14 protein-coding genes are annotated in these 15,864 nt (G+C 71.0%); 5 read left to right on the forward strand and 9 right to left on the reverse strand.

Translation table 11 applies throughout. The features are described 5' to 3' along the window. Nucleotides 1–46 precede the first annotated feature (46 nt). The 3 genes from AC3ET3_RS11165 (at nt 47) to AC3ET3_RS11175 (ending at nt 3,951) form a co-directional block, all read left to right on the forward strand. Entirely contained in the window at nt 47–871 is an 825-nt protein-coding gene (locus AC3ET3_RS11165; protein ID WP_432135958.1) for a thioredoxin domain-containing protein, read from the forward strand. Nucleotides 872–990: 119 nt separating this feature from the next. Continuing rightward, nucleotides 991–2,649, forward strand: a complete 1,659-nt coding sequence (locus AC3ET3_RS11170; protein WP_432135957.1) for an alkaline phosphatase D family protein — start codon at nt 991–993, stop codon at nt 2,647–2,649. Nucleotides 2,650–2,967: 318 nt separating this feature from the next. Then, nucleotides 2,968–3,951, forward strand: a complete 984-nt coding sequence (locus AC3ET3_RS11175; protein WP_432135956.1) for a zinc metalloprotease — start codon at nt 2,968–2,970, stop codon at nt 3,949–3,951. A gap of 7 nt (nt 3,952–3,958) precedes the next feature. Here the strand turns inward: AC3ET3_RS11175 and AC3ET3_RS11180 are convergent, their stop codons facing one another. Then, nucleotides 3,959–4,528: a dienelactone hydrolase family protein gene (locus AC3ET3_RS11180; protein WP_432135955.1), complete on the reverse strand. Its 570-nt coding sequence runs from the start codon at nt 4,526–4,528 to the stop codon at nt 3,959–3,961. Nucleotides 4,529–4,572: 44 nt separating this feature from the next. On the opposite strand from AC3ET3_RS11180, the gene AC3ET3_RS11185 reads away from it, so the two are divergent. Next, nucleotides 4,573–5,688 carry a mechanosensitive ion channel family protein gene (locus AC3ET3_RS11185; RefSeq protein ID WP_432135954.1) on the forward strand — a complete coding sequence of 372 codons (1,116 nt, stop codon included), beginning with the start codon at nt 4,573–4,575 and terminating at the stop codon, nt 5,686–5,688. A 12-nt stretch (nt 5,689–5,700) separates the two neighbouring features. Here the strand turns inward: AC3ET3_RS11185 and AC3ET3_RS11190 are convergent, their stop codons facing one another. The 5 genes from AC3ET3_RS11190 to AC3ET3_RS11210 all read right to left on the reverse strand — a co-directional run bounded on the left by AC3ET3_RS11190 (nt 5,701) and on the right by AC3ET3_RS11210 (nt 9,688). Further along, nucleotides 5,701–6,441: an SDR family NAD(P)-dependent oxidoreductase gene (locus tag AC3ET3_RS11190; RefSeq protein ID WP_432135953.1), complete on the reverse strand. Its 741-nt coding sequence runs from the start codon at nt 6,439–6,441 to the stop codon at nt 5,701–5,703. Nucleotides 6,442–6,521: 80 nt separating this feature from the next. Next, the gene (locus tag AC3ET3_RS11195; RefSeq protein ID WP_432135952.1) at nt 6,522–6,995 is read right to left on the reverse strand and encodes a GNAT family N-acetyltransferase; all 474 of its coding nucleotides are present in this window, start codon (nt 6,993–6,995) and stop codon (nt 6,522–6,524) included. Further along, a complete protein-coding gene (locus AC3ET3_RS11200) occupies nt 6,992–7,936 on the reverse strand; it encodes an RluA family pseudouridine synthase (RefSeq protein ID WP_432135951.1) in 945 nt (314 codons plus the stop codon). Before AC3ET3_RS11200 ends, AC3ET3_RS11195 begins: the two co-directional genes overlap by 4 nt. Before the next feature lie 56 nt (nt 7,937–7,992). Next, a complete protein-coding gene (gene lspA / locus AC3ET3_RS11205; RefSeq protein ID WP_432135950.1) occupies nt 7,993–8,670 on the reverse strand; it encodes a signal peptidase II in 678 nt (225 codons plus the stop codon). Between the two features lie 61 nt (nt 8,671–8,731). Beyond that, a complete protein-coding gene (locus AC3ET3_RS11210) occupies nt 8,732–9,688 on the reverse strand; it encodes a TraR/DksA family transcriptional regulator (RefSeq protein WP_488191825.1) in 957 nt (318 codons plus the stop codon). A gap of 609 nt (nt 9,689–10,297) precedes the next feature. Here AC3ET3_RS11210 and ileS point away from each other — a divergent pair. Continuing rightward, nucleotides 10,298–13,441, forward strand: a complete 3,144-nt coding sequence (gene ileS, locus AC3ET3_RS11215; protein ID WP_432135948.1) for an isoleucine--tRNA ligase — start codon at nt 10,298–10,300, stop codon at nt 13,439–13,441. Nucleotides 13,442–13,601: 160 nt separating this feature from the next. Here ileS and AC3ET3_RS11220 read toward each other — a convergent pair whose 3' ends face one another. The 3 genes from AC3ET3_RS11220 to AC3ET3_RS11230 all read right to left on the reverse strand — a co-directional run bounded on the left by AC3ET3_RS11220 (nt 13,602) and on the right by AC3ET3_RS11230 (nt 15,864). After that, nucleotides 13,602–14,816 (reverse strand): DivIVA domain-containing protein, encoded by a 1,215-nt coding sequence (locus AC3ET3_RS11220; protein ID WP_435612042.1) that lies wholly within the window; start codon nt 14,814–14,816, stop codon nt 13,602–13,604. A 52-nt stretch (nt 14,817–14,868) separates the two neighbouring features. Next, complete coding sequence (locus AC3ET3_RS11225) at nt 14,869–15,159, reverse strand: YggT family protein (protein ID WP_004932337.1); 291 nt, start codon at nt 15,157–15,159, stop codon at nt 14,869–14,871. A 63-nt stretch (nt 15,160–15,222) separates the two neighbouring features. Next, nucleotides 15,223–15,864 (reverse strand): cell division protein SepF, encoded by a 642-nt coding sequence (locus AC3ET3_RS11230; protein ID WP_432135946.1) that lies wholly within the window; start codon nt 15,862–15,864, stop codon nt 15,223–15,225.

The raw sequence follows: 15,864 nt of genomic DNA on the forward strand, positions 1-15,864 counted from the left end.
ACCGCGCACCCGGACCCGTGCGCGATCCCCCAGGGAGATCACCCACATGAGCAAGCGCAACAGCCAGACGGCGAAGACGGCGGCCCGCGAGCGGCTGCGCCTCGAACGCGAGCGTCAGGCGAAGCGGGCGAAGGCCAAGCGGCAGGTCGTCGTCGCCCTGTCCGTCGTCGGCGTGCTGGCGGCGGCGGGCGGCATAGGGTACGCCCTCGTCCAGGCCAACAAGCCCGACAGCTGGGACGCCGCGAAGGACGCCAAGCTCGTCACCCCGGCCAACACGTCGGGCAAGGACGGCACGACCGTCGTCATCGGCAAGGACAGCGCCAAGAAGACCCTCGTCATGTACGAGGACCCGCGCTGCCCGGCCTGCGCGCAGTTCGAGCAGAACGTCGGCTCGACCGTCCACAAGGATGTCGAGGACGGCAAGTACAAGATCCAGTACGTCGGGGCGACGTTCATCGACGACAACATTCCGGGAGTGGGCTCGAAGAACGCCCTCAGCGCACTGGGCGCCGCCCTGAACGTCAGCCCCGAAGCCTTCCTGGACTACAAGTACGCGCTCTACTCGACGAAGTACCACCCCAAGGAGAGCGAGGACAAGTTCAAGGACGACGACTACCTGATCGAGGTGGCGAACACGGTCGACGCCCTGAAGGACAACGAGAAGTTCCAGACGGCTGTGAAGAACGGCACCTACGACAAGTGGGCGTTGACCATGAGCAAGAAGTTCGACGAAGACGGCAAGAAGTACGAATTCGGCGGAACGCCCACCCTACTCATGGACGGCAAGAAGGTCACCGGCAGCGACGGCAAGAACACTCCGATGACGGTGGACGAGTTCAACAAGGCGATGGAGACCGCGCTGAAGGGCTGAGCCACGGGGGCTGCATGACACCCGTTCGACCGGCCGCAGTCTGACGGTGCACTGAAGAGCGGGCGAACTTTCCCGGGTTCGCCCGCTCTTGTTCATACCGGTCAGTAATCTGATCGGTCGTGACCAGTCGATACAGAGCCTCCCAAGGCCTCAACTCGCATACCCCTCGCCGCCGCACGGTCGTCAAGGCCGCGGCGGCCTCCGCTGTCCTGGCCGCCCCGCTCGTCGGCGCCCAGTCCGCGCGCGCCGACGAGGCGCCGGCCTTCCTGCACGGTGTCGCCTCCGGCGACCCGCTCCCCGACGGGATCCTGCTGTGGACCCGGGTGACCCCGACGGCCGCGGCCACCCCCGGCTCCGGCGTCGGTCCCGACACCGAGGTCGAGTGGGTCGTCGCCCGCGACAGGGCGCTGACGAACATCGTCGCCAAGGGTTCCGTCACCGCCACCGCCGCCTCCGACCACACCGTCAAGGCGGACGTGCGCGGTCTCGCCCCGGCAACCGACTACTGGTTCCGCTTCTCGGCGGGCGGCACCGACTCCCCGGTGGCGCGCACCCGCACCGCGCCGGCGGCGGACGCCGCCGTGCCGGGCCTGCGCTTCGGCGTGGTCTCCTGCGCCAACTGGGAGGCCGGCCACTTCGCCGCCTACCGCCATCTGGCCGCCCGCTCCGACCTGGACGCCTGGCTGCACCTGGGCGACTACATCTACGAGTACGGCACCGGCGAGTACGGCACCCGCGACCGGGTGGTCCGGCAGCACGCGCCCACCCACGAGATCGTCACCCTCGCCGACTACCGCATACGGCACGGCAAGTACAAGACCGACCCCGACCTGCAGGCCCTGCACGCCAAGGCGCCGGTCGTGGCGATCTGGGACGACCACGAGATGGCCAACGACGCCTGGTCGGGCGGCGCCGAGAACCACACGCCGGCCACCGAGGGCGCCTGGGCGGACCGCCAGTCGGCCGCCAAGCGGGCCTACTTCGAGTGGATGCCGGTCCGCCCGGCGATCGCCGGCACCACCTACCGCCGGCTGCGCTTCGGCAAACTGGCCGACCTGTCCCTGCTGGACCTGCGCTCGTTCCGCTCCGAGCAGGTCAAGGTCGGCAACGGCGGGGTCGACGATCCCGACCGCACCCTCACCGGGCGGGCTCAACTGGACTGGCTGAAGGCCGGGCTGCAGTCCTCCGACACCACCTGGCGGCTGGTCGGCAACCCGGTGATGATCTCGCCGTTCGCCGTCGGCTCGCTCACCGCCGACCTGCTCAAGCCGCTGGCCGAGCTGCTCGGGCTGCCGAAGGAGGGCCTGGCCCTCAACACCGACCAGTGGGACGGCTACACCGACGACCGCCGCGAACTCCTCGCCCACCTGCGCTCCCACGCCATCGGCAACACCGTCTTCCTGACCGGGGACATCCACATGGCCTGGGCCAACGACGTGCCGGTGGACGCCGGGACGTACCCGCTGTCGGCCTCGGCCGCAACGGAGTTCGTGGTCACCTCGGTGACCTCGGACAACCTCGACGACCTCGTCAAGGCGCCCGAGGGCTGGGTCTCCGCGGTCGCCGCGCCGCTCATCAAGGCCGCCAACCGGCACGTCCACTGGGTGGACACCGACCGTCACGGGTACGGCGTGCTGGACATCACCGCGGAGCACGCGCAGATGGACTACTACGTGCTCTCCGACCGCACCAAGGCGGACGCGACCTCCTCGTGGGCGCGCTCCTACCGCACCCGCAGCGGCACCCAGAAGGTGGAGCGGACCTACCGCCCCGTGTAACCCCACCGCCCGGGGACGATTTTCGGCCAATGGCGGTCCCCTCGCGGTCCGTTAACCGAAGATCACACGGCTACGGCGGGTGGTGTGCGCCGCGTTCCGAATACGGACACACCACCCGCCCTGGGCGTGCGGCGCGTTACGGCCCGGTCTCACGCTCCGGACGCAGCGCCGCGTCACCGCCCCGATCGTCCCCGTTCGCCCTCCGTTCGATTGGGCCTGATCGACCCTCTTCGGCCATGGGCATGTCCACGTAATGTCCGGGCGGCGGCCAGGAAGACCCCTGCGCCGCTCTCCCCACCGTCTCCACCAGGAGTCAGCATGCGTGCGCTTGCCCGGATATCTCCCCTGACGCACAGACGCCTTCTCGGCACCGCCGTCGTGGCCGGAACCCTGATGGTCACTCCCCTGTCGACGCCGACCGGTGTCGCCGCGGCCGGCCCCCTGACCACCACGTGCGCCTCGGACGCCCCCTCCACGGCCCGCGAGGCCCGGCCCGGCGCCGGCCAGCACGTCGCCGAGCCCAACGAGATCAGCGACGCCCGGGCCAATGCCATGGACGCCGAGCTGCGCAAGAAGGTCGACCAGTTGCGCACCTCCGGAAGGAACGTTTCCGCGCTGGCCGCATCGACCAGCGTCCCGGTCTACTTCCACGTCATCCACGACGGTGCCACCGGCCGGCTGAGCTCGGCCGACATCAGCGCCCAGATGAACGTCCTGAACGCGGCCTACGCCGGCCAGGGCTCCGGCAACGCCGACTCCGGTTTCCAGTTCACGCTGGCCGGCACCGACTACACGGACAACGCCGCCTGGTACAACGTCGGCTACGGCTCGACGGAGGAGAAGGCGATGAAGTCCGCCCTGCGCAGGGGCGGCGCGGGCACGCTGAACATCTACACCGCCAACCTCGGCGACGGCCTGCTCGGCTGGGCCACGTTCCCCAGCTCCTACAAGTCCAGCCCCGGCATGGACGGCGTCGTCATCCTCGACGCGTCGCTGCCGGGCGGCTCGGCCGCCCACTACAACGAGGGCGACACCGCCACCCACGAGGTGGGCCACTGGATGGGCCTCTACCACACCTTCCAGGGCGGCTGTAACGGCAACGGCGACTACGTCGACGACACCCCCGCCGAGAAGAGCGCCGCCTACCAGTGCCCCGAGGGCCGCGACACCTGCACCCGCAAGGCGGGAGCCGACCCGATCCACAACTTCATGGACTACACGTACGACTCCTGCATGTACCAGTTCTCCCAGGGTCAGGTGACCCGCATGCAGCAGAGCTGGGCGGCCTACCGGGCCGGCTGAGCCCGGCCTACAGGGCGTCGAGGAAGCCGAGCGCCACCCGCCAGGTGGCCTCGGCGGCCTCCGCGTCGTAGTCGGGCAGCTCGGGGTCGGTGTACAGGTGGCCGGCCCCGGCGTACCGGTAGACCTCGACGTCGGCGCCCGCCCGCCGCATCCTCAGGTACCAGGCGCTCAGCCAGTCGTCCGTCTCGAACGGGTCCGGCTCGGCCACGTGCAGCTGCACCGGCAGGTCGTCCACCGTGACGCCGGGCGCGAGATCCGACGTGCCGTGCAGGAGCAGCAGTCCGCGCGCCTTGTCGTCGCCCAGGGCGAGGGTCTGCGCGACGGACGCCCCCAGAGCGAACCCCGCGTACACCAGCCCCCGCTCCGAGTAGGGGGCGGCGGCCAGCACCGCCCTGCGCAGCAGCTCCTCCTTGCCGACCTCCTGCTGGTACGTCATGCCCTCCTCGGCCGTGCCGAACGTACGGCCCTCGAAGAGGTCCGGCGTCCACACCTCGTGCCCGGCGGCACGCAGCCGGTCCGCGGCCGCGCGCACCGCGGGCCGGGGACCGTAGGACGAGTGAAAGAGCACGATGTTCATGGGTCCATGGTGTCATCCGCCGCCGACCGGTTACGTTCGAAGGCATGGAGAACCTGCTCCGCCCCGTGATCGTGGTCGGCGGTTCGGTCGTACTGACACTGCTCATCGGCTGGGCCACCGACCGTCTGCTGTCCAAAGCCGACCGGCTGCACCACGAGACCCCGCTGTGGGGTCTGCTGCGCCGTGGCCGCGTCCCCTACCAGTTCGTCCTGTTCGCCGCGCTCCTGAGAGGGTCGTACGACCAGGTGCGGGTGCTGAACGACCACCGGGACGGCATCGGCCGGACGCTGACGCTGATCCTCATCGGGTCCACGGCCTGGCTCGTCATCCGCATCGCCGCGGCCGTCGTCGAGTCGTCGTACGCCCGCTACGCCCGTGCGCAGAGCGACCCGGCGCGGGTCCGGCGGGTGCGCACCCAGGTGACGCTCATCATGCGTGTCGTGTCGGCGATCGTCGGGGTGATGGCGGTGGCCGCCATGCTGCTGACGTTCCCGGCGATGCGCGCCGCCGGCGCCTCCCTGCTGGCCTCGGCCGGCATCCTCGGCATCGTCGCCGGTGTGGCCGCCCAGTCCACGCTGGGCAACATGTTCGCCGGGCTGCAGATCGCCTTCGGCGACATGGTGCGCATCGGGGACACCGTGGTGGTGGACGGCGAGTGGGGCACCGTGGAGGAGATCACCCTCACCTTCCTCACCGTGCGCACCTGGGACGAGCGCCGGATCACGATGCCCGTGTCGTACTTCACGTCCAAGCCGTTCGAGAACTGGTCGCGCGGCGGCAGCCAGATCACCGGTGTCGTCTTCTTCCAGCTCGACCACTCGGCACCGCTGGACGCGATGCGCGACAAGCTCCGCGACATCCTGCGCGAGTGCCCGGCCTGGGACGGCCGGGAGCACGGCCTCGCGGTCACCGACTCCACCCCGAGCACCATGGAGGTGCGCGCCCTGGTGACCGCGAAGGACGCGAGCGACGTGTGGACCGTCCGGGTCACGGTCCGCGAGCAGATGCTGCGCTGGCTGGCCAAGGAGCACCCGTACGCGCTGCCCCGCGTCAACGCGGCGGACGCCGTGCTGCCGCCGCAGCGCCAGCCCGCCGAGACCGTCCGGTCGCTGCGCGCCCACCAGCACCCCCGGTCGGCCACGGGCTCGCCCCGGGGCTGACCGGCCGGGGGCTCAGTGCCCGCGCTCGGCGCCGCCGTTGACCTGGATGATCTGCGAGGTGATGTGCCCGGCGGCGTGGGAGGCGAGCCAGTGCAGGGTGGCCGCGACGTCGCCGGGCGTCGCGGCCCGCCCGGTGGAGGTCTCGGCGATCAGCCGCTCACGCCGCTCGTCGGTCATCGTGCCGCCGAAGAACCCGGTGTCCTCGACGTAGCCGGGCGCCACCACGTTCACCGTGACCCCCCGGTGCCCCAGCCGCCGGGCCAGGTCGTGGGCGTACGGGTGCAAGGCGGCCTTGGCCGCCGCGTACGACGCGCTGCCGGAGCCCCGGAAGGCGGCGATGGAGCTGAGGAACAGCACCCGACCGCCGGGGTCGGCGAGCCGGTCCTTGAGGGCCTCGGTGAGGAGGACGGCGGTCAGGGTGTTCAGCCGGAAGTTCAGCGTCCACTCCTGCTCGACTCGGTGGAGCCGGTCCTCGGTGCCGGGCGGCGGTTCGAGGTGCCCGGCGCCCCCGGCGCTGTGGATCAGCACATCGACGGTGCCGAGTTCCCGGGCGACGAACCGCTCGACCTCCCGCACCCCGGCCGGATCGGCGAGATCGGCGGCGAAGGTCAGCGCGTTCGGCACCCCGGCCTTCTCCAGCACCGGCCCCCGCCGCCCGACCAGCAGCACCTGGTCCCCGTCGGCGGCGAACGCATAGGCGGCGGCGAGCCCGATCCCGGTACCCCCGCCGCTGATGACGACGTTACGAGCCATGATCCGATCGTAGGGCGGTACGGCGGCGACCACGAGCGGTCGCGAAGGGCAAGGCGCGTCTCAGCCGACCGGTGGCCCGCTCACCCCAGGGCCCGGCGCATCGCCCGGTGCGCGATCCCGGCCTCCGGGTACTCCGGCCCGTAGGCCACGTACCCCAGCCGCTCGTAGAAGCCCAGCGCGTGCGTCTGCGCGTGCAGGTCGACCGCCGTCAGCCCGCGCTCCCGCGCCGCCGCCTCGATGGCCCGCACCAGCGCGGCCCCGACCCCGAGCCCCCGCGCCTCGCGCGTGACGGCCAGCCGCCCCAGGGACCCCACCGACGGGTCGCCGCCGACCCGGTCGAGCGCCGCCGCCCCGTACAGCAGCCGCCCGGTGCCCAGCGGCACCCCGTCCTCGCGGACGGCCAGCACGTGCAGCGCACCGGCGTCGCAGGCGTCGTACTCGATGTCCTTGGGAACACCCTGCTCGCCGACGAAGACCTCCTTGCGCACCGCGAAGCAGGCCTCGCGGTCGGCGGGATCCTCGGCGACCCGCACGGAGTAGGCCGGCCGGGTCATCCGTAGGTCTCCTCGCGGACCTGGTCCAGGGCCTGCTGCAGGTCGTCCGGGTAGTCGCAGGAGAACTCCGCCCACTGCCCGTCGCCGGGGTGCTCGAAGCCCAGCCGGACGGCGTGCAGCCACTGGCGGGTCAGCTTCAGCCGCTTGGCGAGCGTGGGGTCGGCGCCGTACGTCAGGTCGCCCACGCACGGGTGGCGGTGGGCGGCCATGTGGACCCGGATCTGGTGGGTGCGCCCGGTCTCCAGCTTCACGTCGAGCAGGGAGGCGGCGCGGAACGCCTCGATGAGGTCGTAATGGGTGACGGACGGCTTGCCGTCGGCGGTGACCGCCCACTTGTAGTCGTGGTTCGGGTGGCGGCCGATGGGCGCGTCGATGGTGCCGCTCGTCGGGTCCGGGTGGCCCTGGACCAGCGTGTGGTAGCGCTTGTCGACCGTGCGCTCCTTGAACTGGCGCTTCAGCGACGTGTACGCGTACTCCGACTTGGCGACCACCATCAGGCCGGACGTGCCGACGTCGAGGCGGTGCACGATGCCCTGCCGCTCGGCCGCACCGGAGGTGGAGATGCGGTAGCCGGCGGCGGCCAGCCCGCCGATCACGGTCGGCCCGGTCCAGCCGGGCGAGGGGTGCGCGGCCACCCCGACCGGCTTGACGATCACGACCACGTCATCGTCGTCGTGCACGATCTCCATGCCCTCGACCGGCTCGGCGACCACCTGCACCGGCGCGGGCGCCTGCGGCATCTCGACCTCCAGCCAGGCCCCGCCGCGCACCCGCTCGGACTTGCCGACCGTCGACCCGTCCACCGTGACCTTCCCCGCCGCGGCCAGCTCGGCCGCCTTGGTCCGGGAGAAGCCGAACATGCGGGAGATGGCGGCGTCGACGCGCTCGCCCTCCAGGCCGTCCGGCACGGGCAGGGTACGGATCTCGGGAATCGTGCTCACCCGTCGAGTATGCCGGACGGGTGAGACGGTCCCGAACACCCGCTCAGCCCGGGCGCTCAGTCCTTGTGGACGGTCCCGTCGGGATCGAGCCCCTTGAAGGACAGCAGCACGATCAGGATGCCGCCGCAGACGATCGCCGAGTCGGCGAGGTTGAAGACGGCGAAGTGCTTGGGCGCGATGAAGTCCACCACCGCGCCCTCGAAGACGCCGGGCGCCCGGAAGATCCGGTCGGTCAGGTTGCCCAGCGCGCCGCCGAGCAGCAGTCCGAGGGCGATCGCCCAGGACAGGCTGTACAGCTTGCGGGCGAGCCGGACGATCACCACGATCACCGCCGCCGCGATCGCGGTGAAGATCACGGTGAAGGCCTCGCCGAAGCCGAAGGCGGCGCCCGCGTTGCGGATCGCCTCCAGCTTCAGCCAGTCGCCGACGATCTCGATCGGCTCGTGGTGCTCCAGCTTGGCCACCACGAGCAGCTTGCTCACCAGGTCGAGGAGGTAGGCGAACGCGGCGACCGCCAGCAGTACGGCCACCCGGCGCCGGCCGCGCGGCCGCTGACCGGACGCGTCGGACCGGTCGGCCGCCGTCCCGGCCCCGGCCTCGGACGGGGCCGCGCCGGGCTCGGCCTCCGGCGCCGGGCCGGCGCCGGGCTCGCCGGACTCGCCGGGCTGCTCCTGCTCGGTCCGCGCCGCGTCCGGGATGCCCGGCGTACCGATGATGCGCTCCGCCTCTGCCACGTGAGTCCCTCAACCTAGGTTCCTGACTGAGGACGAGGGTACGACACGCCGCGGCGGCGGATCAGTACCGGCGTTCCTGCTTCTGCTTGCACTCCACGCACAGGGTGGCACGGGGGAACGCCTGCATGCGGGCCTTGCCGATGGGGTTGCCGCAGTTCTCGCACAGACCGTAGGTACCCGCGTCGAGGCGTTCCATCGCGCGCTCGGTCTGGAACAGCATCTCGCGCGCGTTGGCGGCGAGGGCCAGCTGCTGCTCGCGGGTGATGTTCTTGGTGCCGGTGTCGGCCTGGTCGTCGCCCGCACCGTCCCCGGAGTCGCGCATCAGGCCCGCCAGGGACTCCTCCGAGTCGTGGATCTCCGCGCGCAGCCGCTCCTCCTCGGCCATCAGCTCCGTACGGGCCTCCTCGACCTCCTCGGGCGTCCAGGGGTCCTCACCCGGGCGCACCGCGAGGTCGCCGGGTTCCACCGCGGCGAGCCGCGCCTTGGGGACGGCCGTCTTCGCCGCCGTGGCCGTGCCTGGAGTCTTCTTCGCAACCACTGTCGTGGCTCCCGTCTGCTCCGCGGCCGAGGCCGCACCCGCCTTCTTGGCCGTGCTCTTCCCGGCGGCCGTCGCCCCGGTCGCCGCCTCGTCAGCCGCCTTGTTCCTCGCCGACGTCTTCGGGGCCGAGGTCCCGCCGGCCGGGGCCCGGCCGGCGGAGGTCTTCTTCACCGGCTCTTTCCGACCCTTGGCGGCCGCCTTCCCACCGGCCGCAGCTCCCCCCGTCACCGCCTTGGCATCCGCCTTCCCGGCACCCGGCCTCCCGGCGGTCGCCGCCCTGGCGGGCGCCTTCCCGGCAGCGGTCCCGGTCGCCTTCGCCGCGGTTCCCTTCGCCGCGGTCCTCTTCGCCGCGGTCCTCTTCACGGTGGTCTTCTTCGCTGCCGTCTCCTCCACCGCCGCCTCCTCCACCGCCGCCTTCTCCACCGCCGCCTTCTTCCCGGCCGATGCCGCAGCGCTCGCACCCGCCCGTTCCCTCTTCACGGGGGTCTTCTTCGCCACCATGGCCGCGGCCCTTCCACATATTGTGATCTTGCGCGCAAATCGTGCTGGGACGATAAATCGACTTGAGTCCCGCGGCAACGGGGCGCACCGCCCGATTCGCCCGACTCGCCCCGGCCCCGCAGCGAGCCTGCATCCGTTGTGCCCAGCTCCCCGCCGGGTAATCCGACCCGTCGGGCACCTCCCGTCCCTCCCGGAACCCGGAGAACGGCGCCGCCCCGTTCGAGTCACCCGCCGCAGCGGAAAACCGGTCGGCCCGGCTCCCGCACGCGCCGTACACTGGGCGCAGCGAGAAGCATGGATGGGGACGAGTAGCGGCGTACGCAGCCCACAGCGACCCGGGGACGGTGGAAGCCCGGGGGCGAGCGCGTCGTGAAGATCACCCCGGAGCCGCCGGAAGAACACCGTGGTCGGTCGGCCACGGCCAGTAGAACCGGCATCGCGACCCCAATGAGGGGGCTCACCGGCGCACACCCCGTGCCGGCGGGCCAAGGAGGGTGGTACCGCGGGAGCGCGCCGAGACCGGCGTCCAGAGATCAGCTCTCGTCCCTCCGGACGGAAGGCAGCAAGTCCGCCGGAGGAAGCTCGACGATGACAACGCCGCAGTACCGCCAGGTGCCCGCCCAGGTCGACCTGCCCGCCCTCGAGCACGCCGTGCTCGACTTCTGGCGCGAGCAGAAGATCTTCGCCAAGAGCCTGGAGCAGTCCGAGGGCCGCCCCGAGTGGGTGTTCTACGAGGGTCCGCCCACCGCGAACGGCATGCCGGGCGCCCACCACATCGAGGCGCGCGTCTTCAAGGACGTCTTCCCCCGCTTCCGCACCATGCGCGGCTACCACGTCGCCCGCAAGGCCGGCTGGGACTGCCACGGGCTCCCGGTGGAGCTGGCGGTGGAGAAGGAGCTGGGCTTCTCCGGCAAGCAGGACATCGAGGCGTACGGCATCGCCGCGTTCAACGACAAGTGCCGCGAGTCGGTGACCCGGCACACCGACGCGTTCGCCGAGCTGACGACGCGCATGGGCTACTGGGTCGACCTCGACGACGCCTACCGGACCATGGACCCCGAGTACGTGGAGTCCGTGTGGTGGTCGCTCAAGGAGATCTTCAACAAGGGGCTGCTGGTCCAGGACCACCGCGTCGCCCCCTGGTGCCCGCGGTGCGGCACCGGCCTGTCCGACCACGAGCTGGCCCAGGGCTACGAGACGGTCGTCGACCCGTCCGTCTACGTCCGTTTCCCGCTCACCTCCGGTCCGCTCGCCGGCCAGGCCGCCCTCCTCGTCTGGACGACGACCCCCTGGACCCTGGTGTCCAACACGGCGGTCGCCGCGCACCCCGACGTGACCTACGTGGTCGCCACCGACGGCGAGGAGAGGCTCGTCGTCGCCGAGCCGCTGCTCGCCAAGGCGCTCGGCGAGGGCTGGGAGCCCACCGGCCAGACCTTCACCGGCGCCGAGATGGAGCGCTGGACGTACCAACGTCCGTTCGAGCTGGTCGAGTTCCCGGAGGCCGCGCACTTCGTCGTCAACGCCGAGTACGTCACCACCGAGGACGGCACCGGTCTGGTCCATCAGTCCCCGGCCTTCGGTGAGGACGACCTCAAGGTCTGCCGCGCGTACGGCCTCCCGGTGGTCAACCCGGTGCGCCCGGACGGCACGTTCGCCGAGGACGTCCCGCTCGTCGGCGGTGTCTTCTTCAAGAAGGCGGACGAGAAGCTCACCGAGGACCTTCAGCAGCGCGGCCTCCTCTTCAAGCACCTGCCGTACGAGCACAGCTACCCGCACTGCTGGCGCTGTCACACCGCGCTCCTCTACTACGCGCAGCCGTCCTGGTACATCCGCACCACGGCCGTCAAGGACCGCCTGCTGCAGGAGAACGAGAAGACCAACTGGTTCCCGGACTCGGTGAAGCACGGCCGGTTCGGCGACTGGCTGAACAACAACATCGACTGGGCGCTCTCCCGCAGCCGCTACTGGGGCACGCCGCTGCCGGTCTGGCGCTGCGAGGACGACCACCTCACCTGTGTCGGCTCCCGCGCGGAGCTGACCGAGCTGTCCGGCACCGACCAGTCGCAGCTGGACCCGCACCGGCCGTACATCGACGCGGTCACCTTCGCCTGCCCGCACGAGGGCTGCGGCAAGGCCGCCACCCGCGTGCCGGAGGTCATCGACGCCTGGTACGACTCCGGTTCGATGCCGTTCGCGCAGTGGGGCTACCCGTACAAGAACAAGGAGCTGTTCGAGAGCCGCTACCCGGCACAGTTCATCTCCGAGGCCATCGACCAGACCCGCGGCTGGTTCTACACGCTGATGGCCGTCGGCACGCTCGTCTTCGACAAGTCCTCCTACGAGAACGTCGTGTGCCTCGGCCACATCCTCGCCGAGGACGGCCGCAAGATGTCCAAGCACCTCGGCAACATCCTGCAGCCCATCCCGCTGATGGACCAGCACGGCGCCGACGCGGTCCGCTGGTTCATGGCGGCCGGCGGCTCCCCGTGGGCGGCCCGCCGCGTCGGCCACGGCACCATCCAGGAGGTCGTCCGCAAGACCCTCCTGACGTACTGGAACACGGTCGCCTTCCAGGCGCTGTACGCCCGTACGTCGAACTGGGCGCCCGGCGCGGCCGACCCGGCCCCGGCCGACCGGCCGCTGCTGGACCGCTGGCTGCTGAGCGAACTGCACGCGCTGACCGACCAGGTCACCCAGGCGCTGGAGGCGTACGACACCCAGCGCGCCGGAAAGCTGCTGTCGGCGTTCGTCGACGACCTGTCGAACTGGTACGTGCGCCGCTCGCGCCGCCGGTTCTGGCAGGGCGACAAGGCGGCGCTGCGCACGCTGCACGAGGTCGTGGAGACGGTCACCCAGCTGATGGCGCCGCTGACCCCGTTCATCACCGAGCGGGTCTGGCAGGACCTGGTGGTCCCGGTCACCCCGGGCGCCCCGGAGTCGGTCCACCTCTCGTCCTGGCCGGAGGCGGACCTGTCCGCCATCGACCCGGAGCTGTCCCGGCAGATGGTCCTGGTGCGCCGCCTGGTGGAGCTGGGCCGCGCCACGCGCGCGGAGTCGGGGGTGAAGACGCGGCAGCCGCTGAAGCGGGCGCTGGTGGCGGCGAGCGGCTTCGAGTCGCTCTCGCCCGAGTTGCACGCGCAGATCACGGAGGAGCTGAACGTCGAGTCGCTGGCGTCGCTCAGCGAGGTCGGCGGCTCGCTGGTCGACACCACCGCGAAGGCCAACTTCCGGGCGCTGGGCAAGCGGTTCGGCAAGCGGGTCCAGGACGTGGCCAGGGCCATCGCCGGCGCGGACGCGGCGGCGCTGTCGCTGGGGCTGCGCGAGGGCACCGCCTCGGTGGAGGTCGACGGTGAGGTGATCACGCTGGCACCGGACGAGGTGATCATCACGGAGACTCCGCGTGAGGGCTGGTCGGTGGCGTCCGACGCGGGTGCGACCGTCGCGCTCGACCTGGAGATCACGGAGGAGCTGCGGAGGGCGGGGCTCGCCCGGGACGCGATCCGGTTGATCCAGGAGGCGCGCAAGAACAGCGGGCTGGACGTGGCCGACCGGATCGCGCTGCGGTGGACGGCCACCGACCCGGCCACCGTCGCCGCGCTGAGCGAGCACCGCGGGCTGATCGCCGACGAGGTGCTGTCGACGGACTTCGCCCAGGGCGAGGCGGACGGCACCTACGGCACCGCGTTCACCGACGAGGGGCTGACGCTGACGTTCCGCCTGCGCCGGGTGTGACGTCCCCGCCCGGGCCGTCGGCACGCGCGAAGGGCGCCGCGTCGAACGTCAACACGCGTGAAAGTCGAACGTCAACACGCGTAAAAGGGGCGGGCCCCGGATCGAATCCGGGGCCCGCCCCTTTTGAACGCTGCCGACGCCTAAGGCGTACTACTGGCCGTCAGTTGTCGTCCTCGTCGATGAGGAACCCGCGCATCGGCGAGGGCGCCTGGCCCATCGGGGACGGCCCCTGCGGGCGGACCGGAGCCATGGGCTGGGTCATCGCCGGGGACATCTGCTGCTGGCCGCCGAAGGACGGAGCAGCGGGGCTCGGCGGACCGCCCATGCCCTGGTTGCCGCCGTAGGACGGCGAACCGGCACCGGCCGGCGCCATGGAGGGCGTCGGGGACGGCGGCAGGGAGGCGGCGGCCGGGGTGCGCGGCGGGGCGAGTGAGTCGTCCGCCTGCGTCTCCAGCTGGCGCAGCTGGGACTCCAGGTAGGACTTCAGCCGCGTACGGTACTCGCGCTCGAAACCGCGCAGGTCCTCGACCTTGCGCTCCAGCGTGGCGCGGGCGGACTCCAGGGAGCCCATCGCGACGCGGTGCTTCTCCTGCGCGTCCCGCTCCAGCGCGTCCGCCTTGGCGCGGGCGTCCCGCTCCAGGCCCTCGGCACGCGAACGGGCCTCGCCGACGATCTTGTTGGCCTCGGAGCGGGCCTCGGCGATCGCCTGGTCGGCGGTCTGCTGGGCCAGCGACAGGACACGGGCGGCGCTGTCGCCGCCGGGACCCTGACCGGGACCACCCATGTGGCCGTGGCCACCCATCGGACCGCCCATCTGCTGCTGCATGGGCGGCTGACCGCCCATCGGGCCCTGACCCATCGGACCCTGGCCCATAGGACCCTGGCCCATCGGGCCGGGACCCTGCGGACCGCCCTGACCGCCGGGACCGGCGGGCAACTGCGGGGCACCGCTCGGCAGCTGGGGCGGGCCACCCATGGGACCGGGGCCGCCCATCTGCTGCTGCGGCGGGCCCGATATGCCGGCGGGGACCGGCGCGCCGGGACCAGGACCACGCATGCCCTGCTGCTGCATACCCTGCTGCTGCATGCCCTGCTGCTGGTCCTGCGGGCCGGGACCACCAGGACCACCAGGACCACCGTGACCACCGGGGCCGCCGGGGCCCTCCGGGGGCTTGCGCATGTTCTGCTGGTTCTGCGCGGCCGCACGCGTGGCCGCGGCCAGCTTGGCGCGCAGGTCCTCGTTCTCGCGGAGCAGGCGGGTCAGTTCGGCTTCGACCTCGTCGAGGAAGGCATCGACCTCGTCCTCGTCATAGCCTTCTCGGAGGCGGACGGTCGTGAACTGCTTGTTCCGCACGTCCTCGGGGGTCAACGGCATCTCTTCACCTCAACGTAGTCATCGGCAGTCGGCAGGCCCGTATCGTCCACATTCACCTCGCCAGGTTGCCCACGATCGAGATGAGGATGTAAACGATGATCATCAGTACGAAGAAGGACAGGTCGAGCGCCACGCCCCCGAGACGCAGCGGCGGGATGAACCGCCGCAGAAGCTTCAACGGTGGATCGGTGACAGTGTAGGTGGCCTCCAGAACGACCACCATCGCCTTGCCGGGTTGCCACGAGCGGGCGAACTGGAAGACATAGTCCATGACCAACCGGAAGATCAGCACGATGAGGAACACCATCAGCGCGATGTAGATCACCTGCGCGAACACGCTCATGGTTTGTGCTTCCCTCTCCCCTGTTTCGTACTGGTCGGTACTGCTGTGTTCCGGTCTTGCGTCTCAGCTCTGGTTGAAGAACCCGCCCTCTGCGATGCGGGCCTTGTCCTCCGCCGTGACATCGACGTTAGCAGGAGACAACAGGAACACCTTCTGCGTCACCCGCTCGATGCTGCCGTGAAGACCAAACACCAAACCCGCCGCAAAGTCGACAAGTCGCTTCGCATCTGTGTCGTCCATCTCAGTCAGATTCATGATCACCGGGGTGCCCTCGCGGAAGTGTTCCCCGATGGTACGGGCCTCGTTGTAGGTCCGCGGGTGAAGCGTGGTGATCCGGTAAGGCTCTCGTTCCGACACGACCTTGGGCATGATCACCGGTGCGTTCTTCTCCAGGGACTGACGTTCTTGTGTGATGGACGCCACGGGCGCGATGCGCGCCGGACGGCCGGAATCCGCACCGAGCGGGGCCGATCTGGCGGCCGGCTCACGCGGCACGGACGGCTGTACGATGCGCACCTCTTCGTCCCTTTGGGACTGATGCGCACCATGTGACGAATGCGACGGCTCGTGTCGGCGGTGGTCCCGCTCGGGCTCCGGGTCGAGCTCGGGCTCGAAGTCGTCATCGGGGTCGAACCCCCGGCCGTCGTACCCATCGTCCTCCACGAGGCCGAGGTAGACCGCCATCTTGCGCATCGCGCCGGCCAT

This window comes from Streptomyces sp. bgisy159, from assembly GCF_057707805.1.

Bases quoted from the DNA above. Each gene is read 5' to 3' on its own strand.
- AC3ET3_RS11165 (WP_432135958.1), top strand. From the start codon at position 47: ATGAGCAAGCGCAACAGCCAGACGGCGAAGACGGCGGCCCGCGAGCGG.
- AC3ET3_RS11175 (WP_432135956.1), top strand. From the start codon at position 2,968: ATGCGTGCGCTTGCCCGGATATCTCCCCTGACGCACAGACGCCTTCTC.
- AC3ET3_RS11180 (WP_432135955.1), bottom strand. From the start codon at position 4,528: ATGAACATCGTGCTCTTTCACTCGTCCTACGGTCCCCGGCCCGCGGTG.
- AC3ET3_RS11185 (WP_432135954.1), top strand. From the start codon at position 4,573: ATGGAGAACCTGCTCCGCCCCGTGATCGTGGTCGGCGGTTCGGTCGTA.
- AC3ET3_RS11190 (WP_432135953.1), bottom strand. From the start codon at position 6,441: ATGGCTCGTAACGTCGTCATCAGCGGCGGGGGTACCGGGATCGGGCTC.
- AC3ET3_RS11195 (WP_432135952.1), bottom strand. From the start codon at position 6,995: ATGACCCGGCCGGCCTACTCCGTGCGGGTCGCCGAGGATCCCGCCGAC.
- ileS (WP_432135948.1), top strand. From the start codon at position 10,298: ATGACAACGCCGCAGTACCGCCAGGTGCCCGCCCAGGTCGACCTGCCC.
- AC3ET3_RS11220 (WP_435612042.1), bottom strand. From the start codon at position 14,816: ATGCCGTTGACCCCCGAGGACGTGCGGAACAAGCAGTTCACGACCGTC.
- AC3ET3_RS11225 (WP_004932337.1), bottom strand. From the start codon at position 15,159: ATGAGCGTGTTCGCGCAGGTGATCTACATCGCGCTGATGGTGTTCCTC.
- AC3ET3_RS11230 (WP_432135946.1), bottom strand. From the start codon at position 15,864: ATGGCCGGCGCGATGCGCAAGATGGCGGTCTACCTCGGCCTCGTGGAG.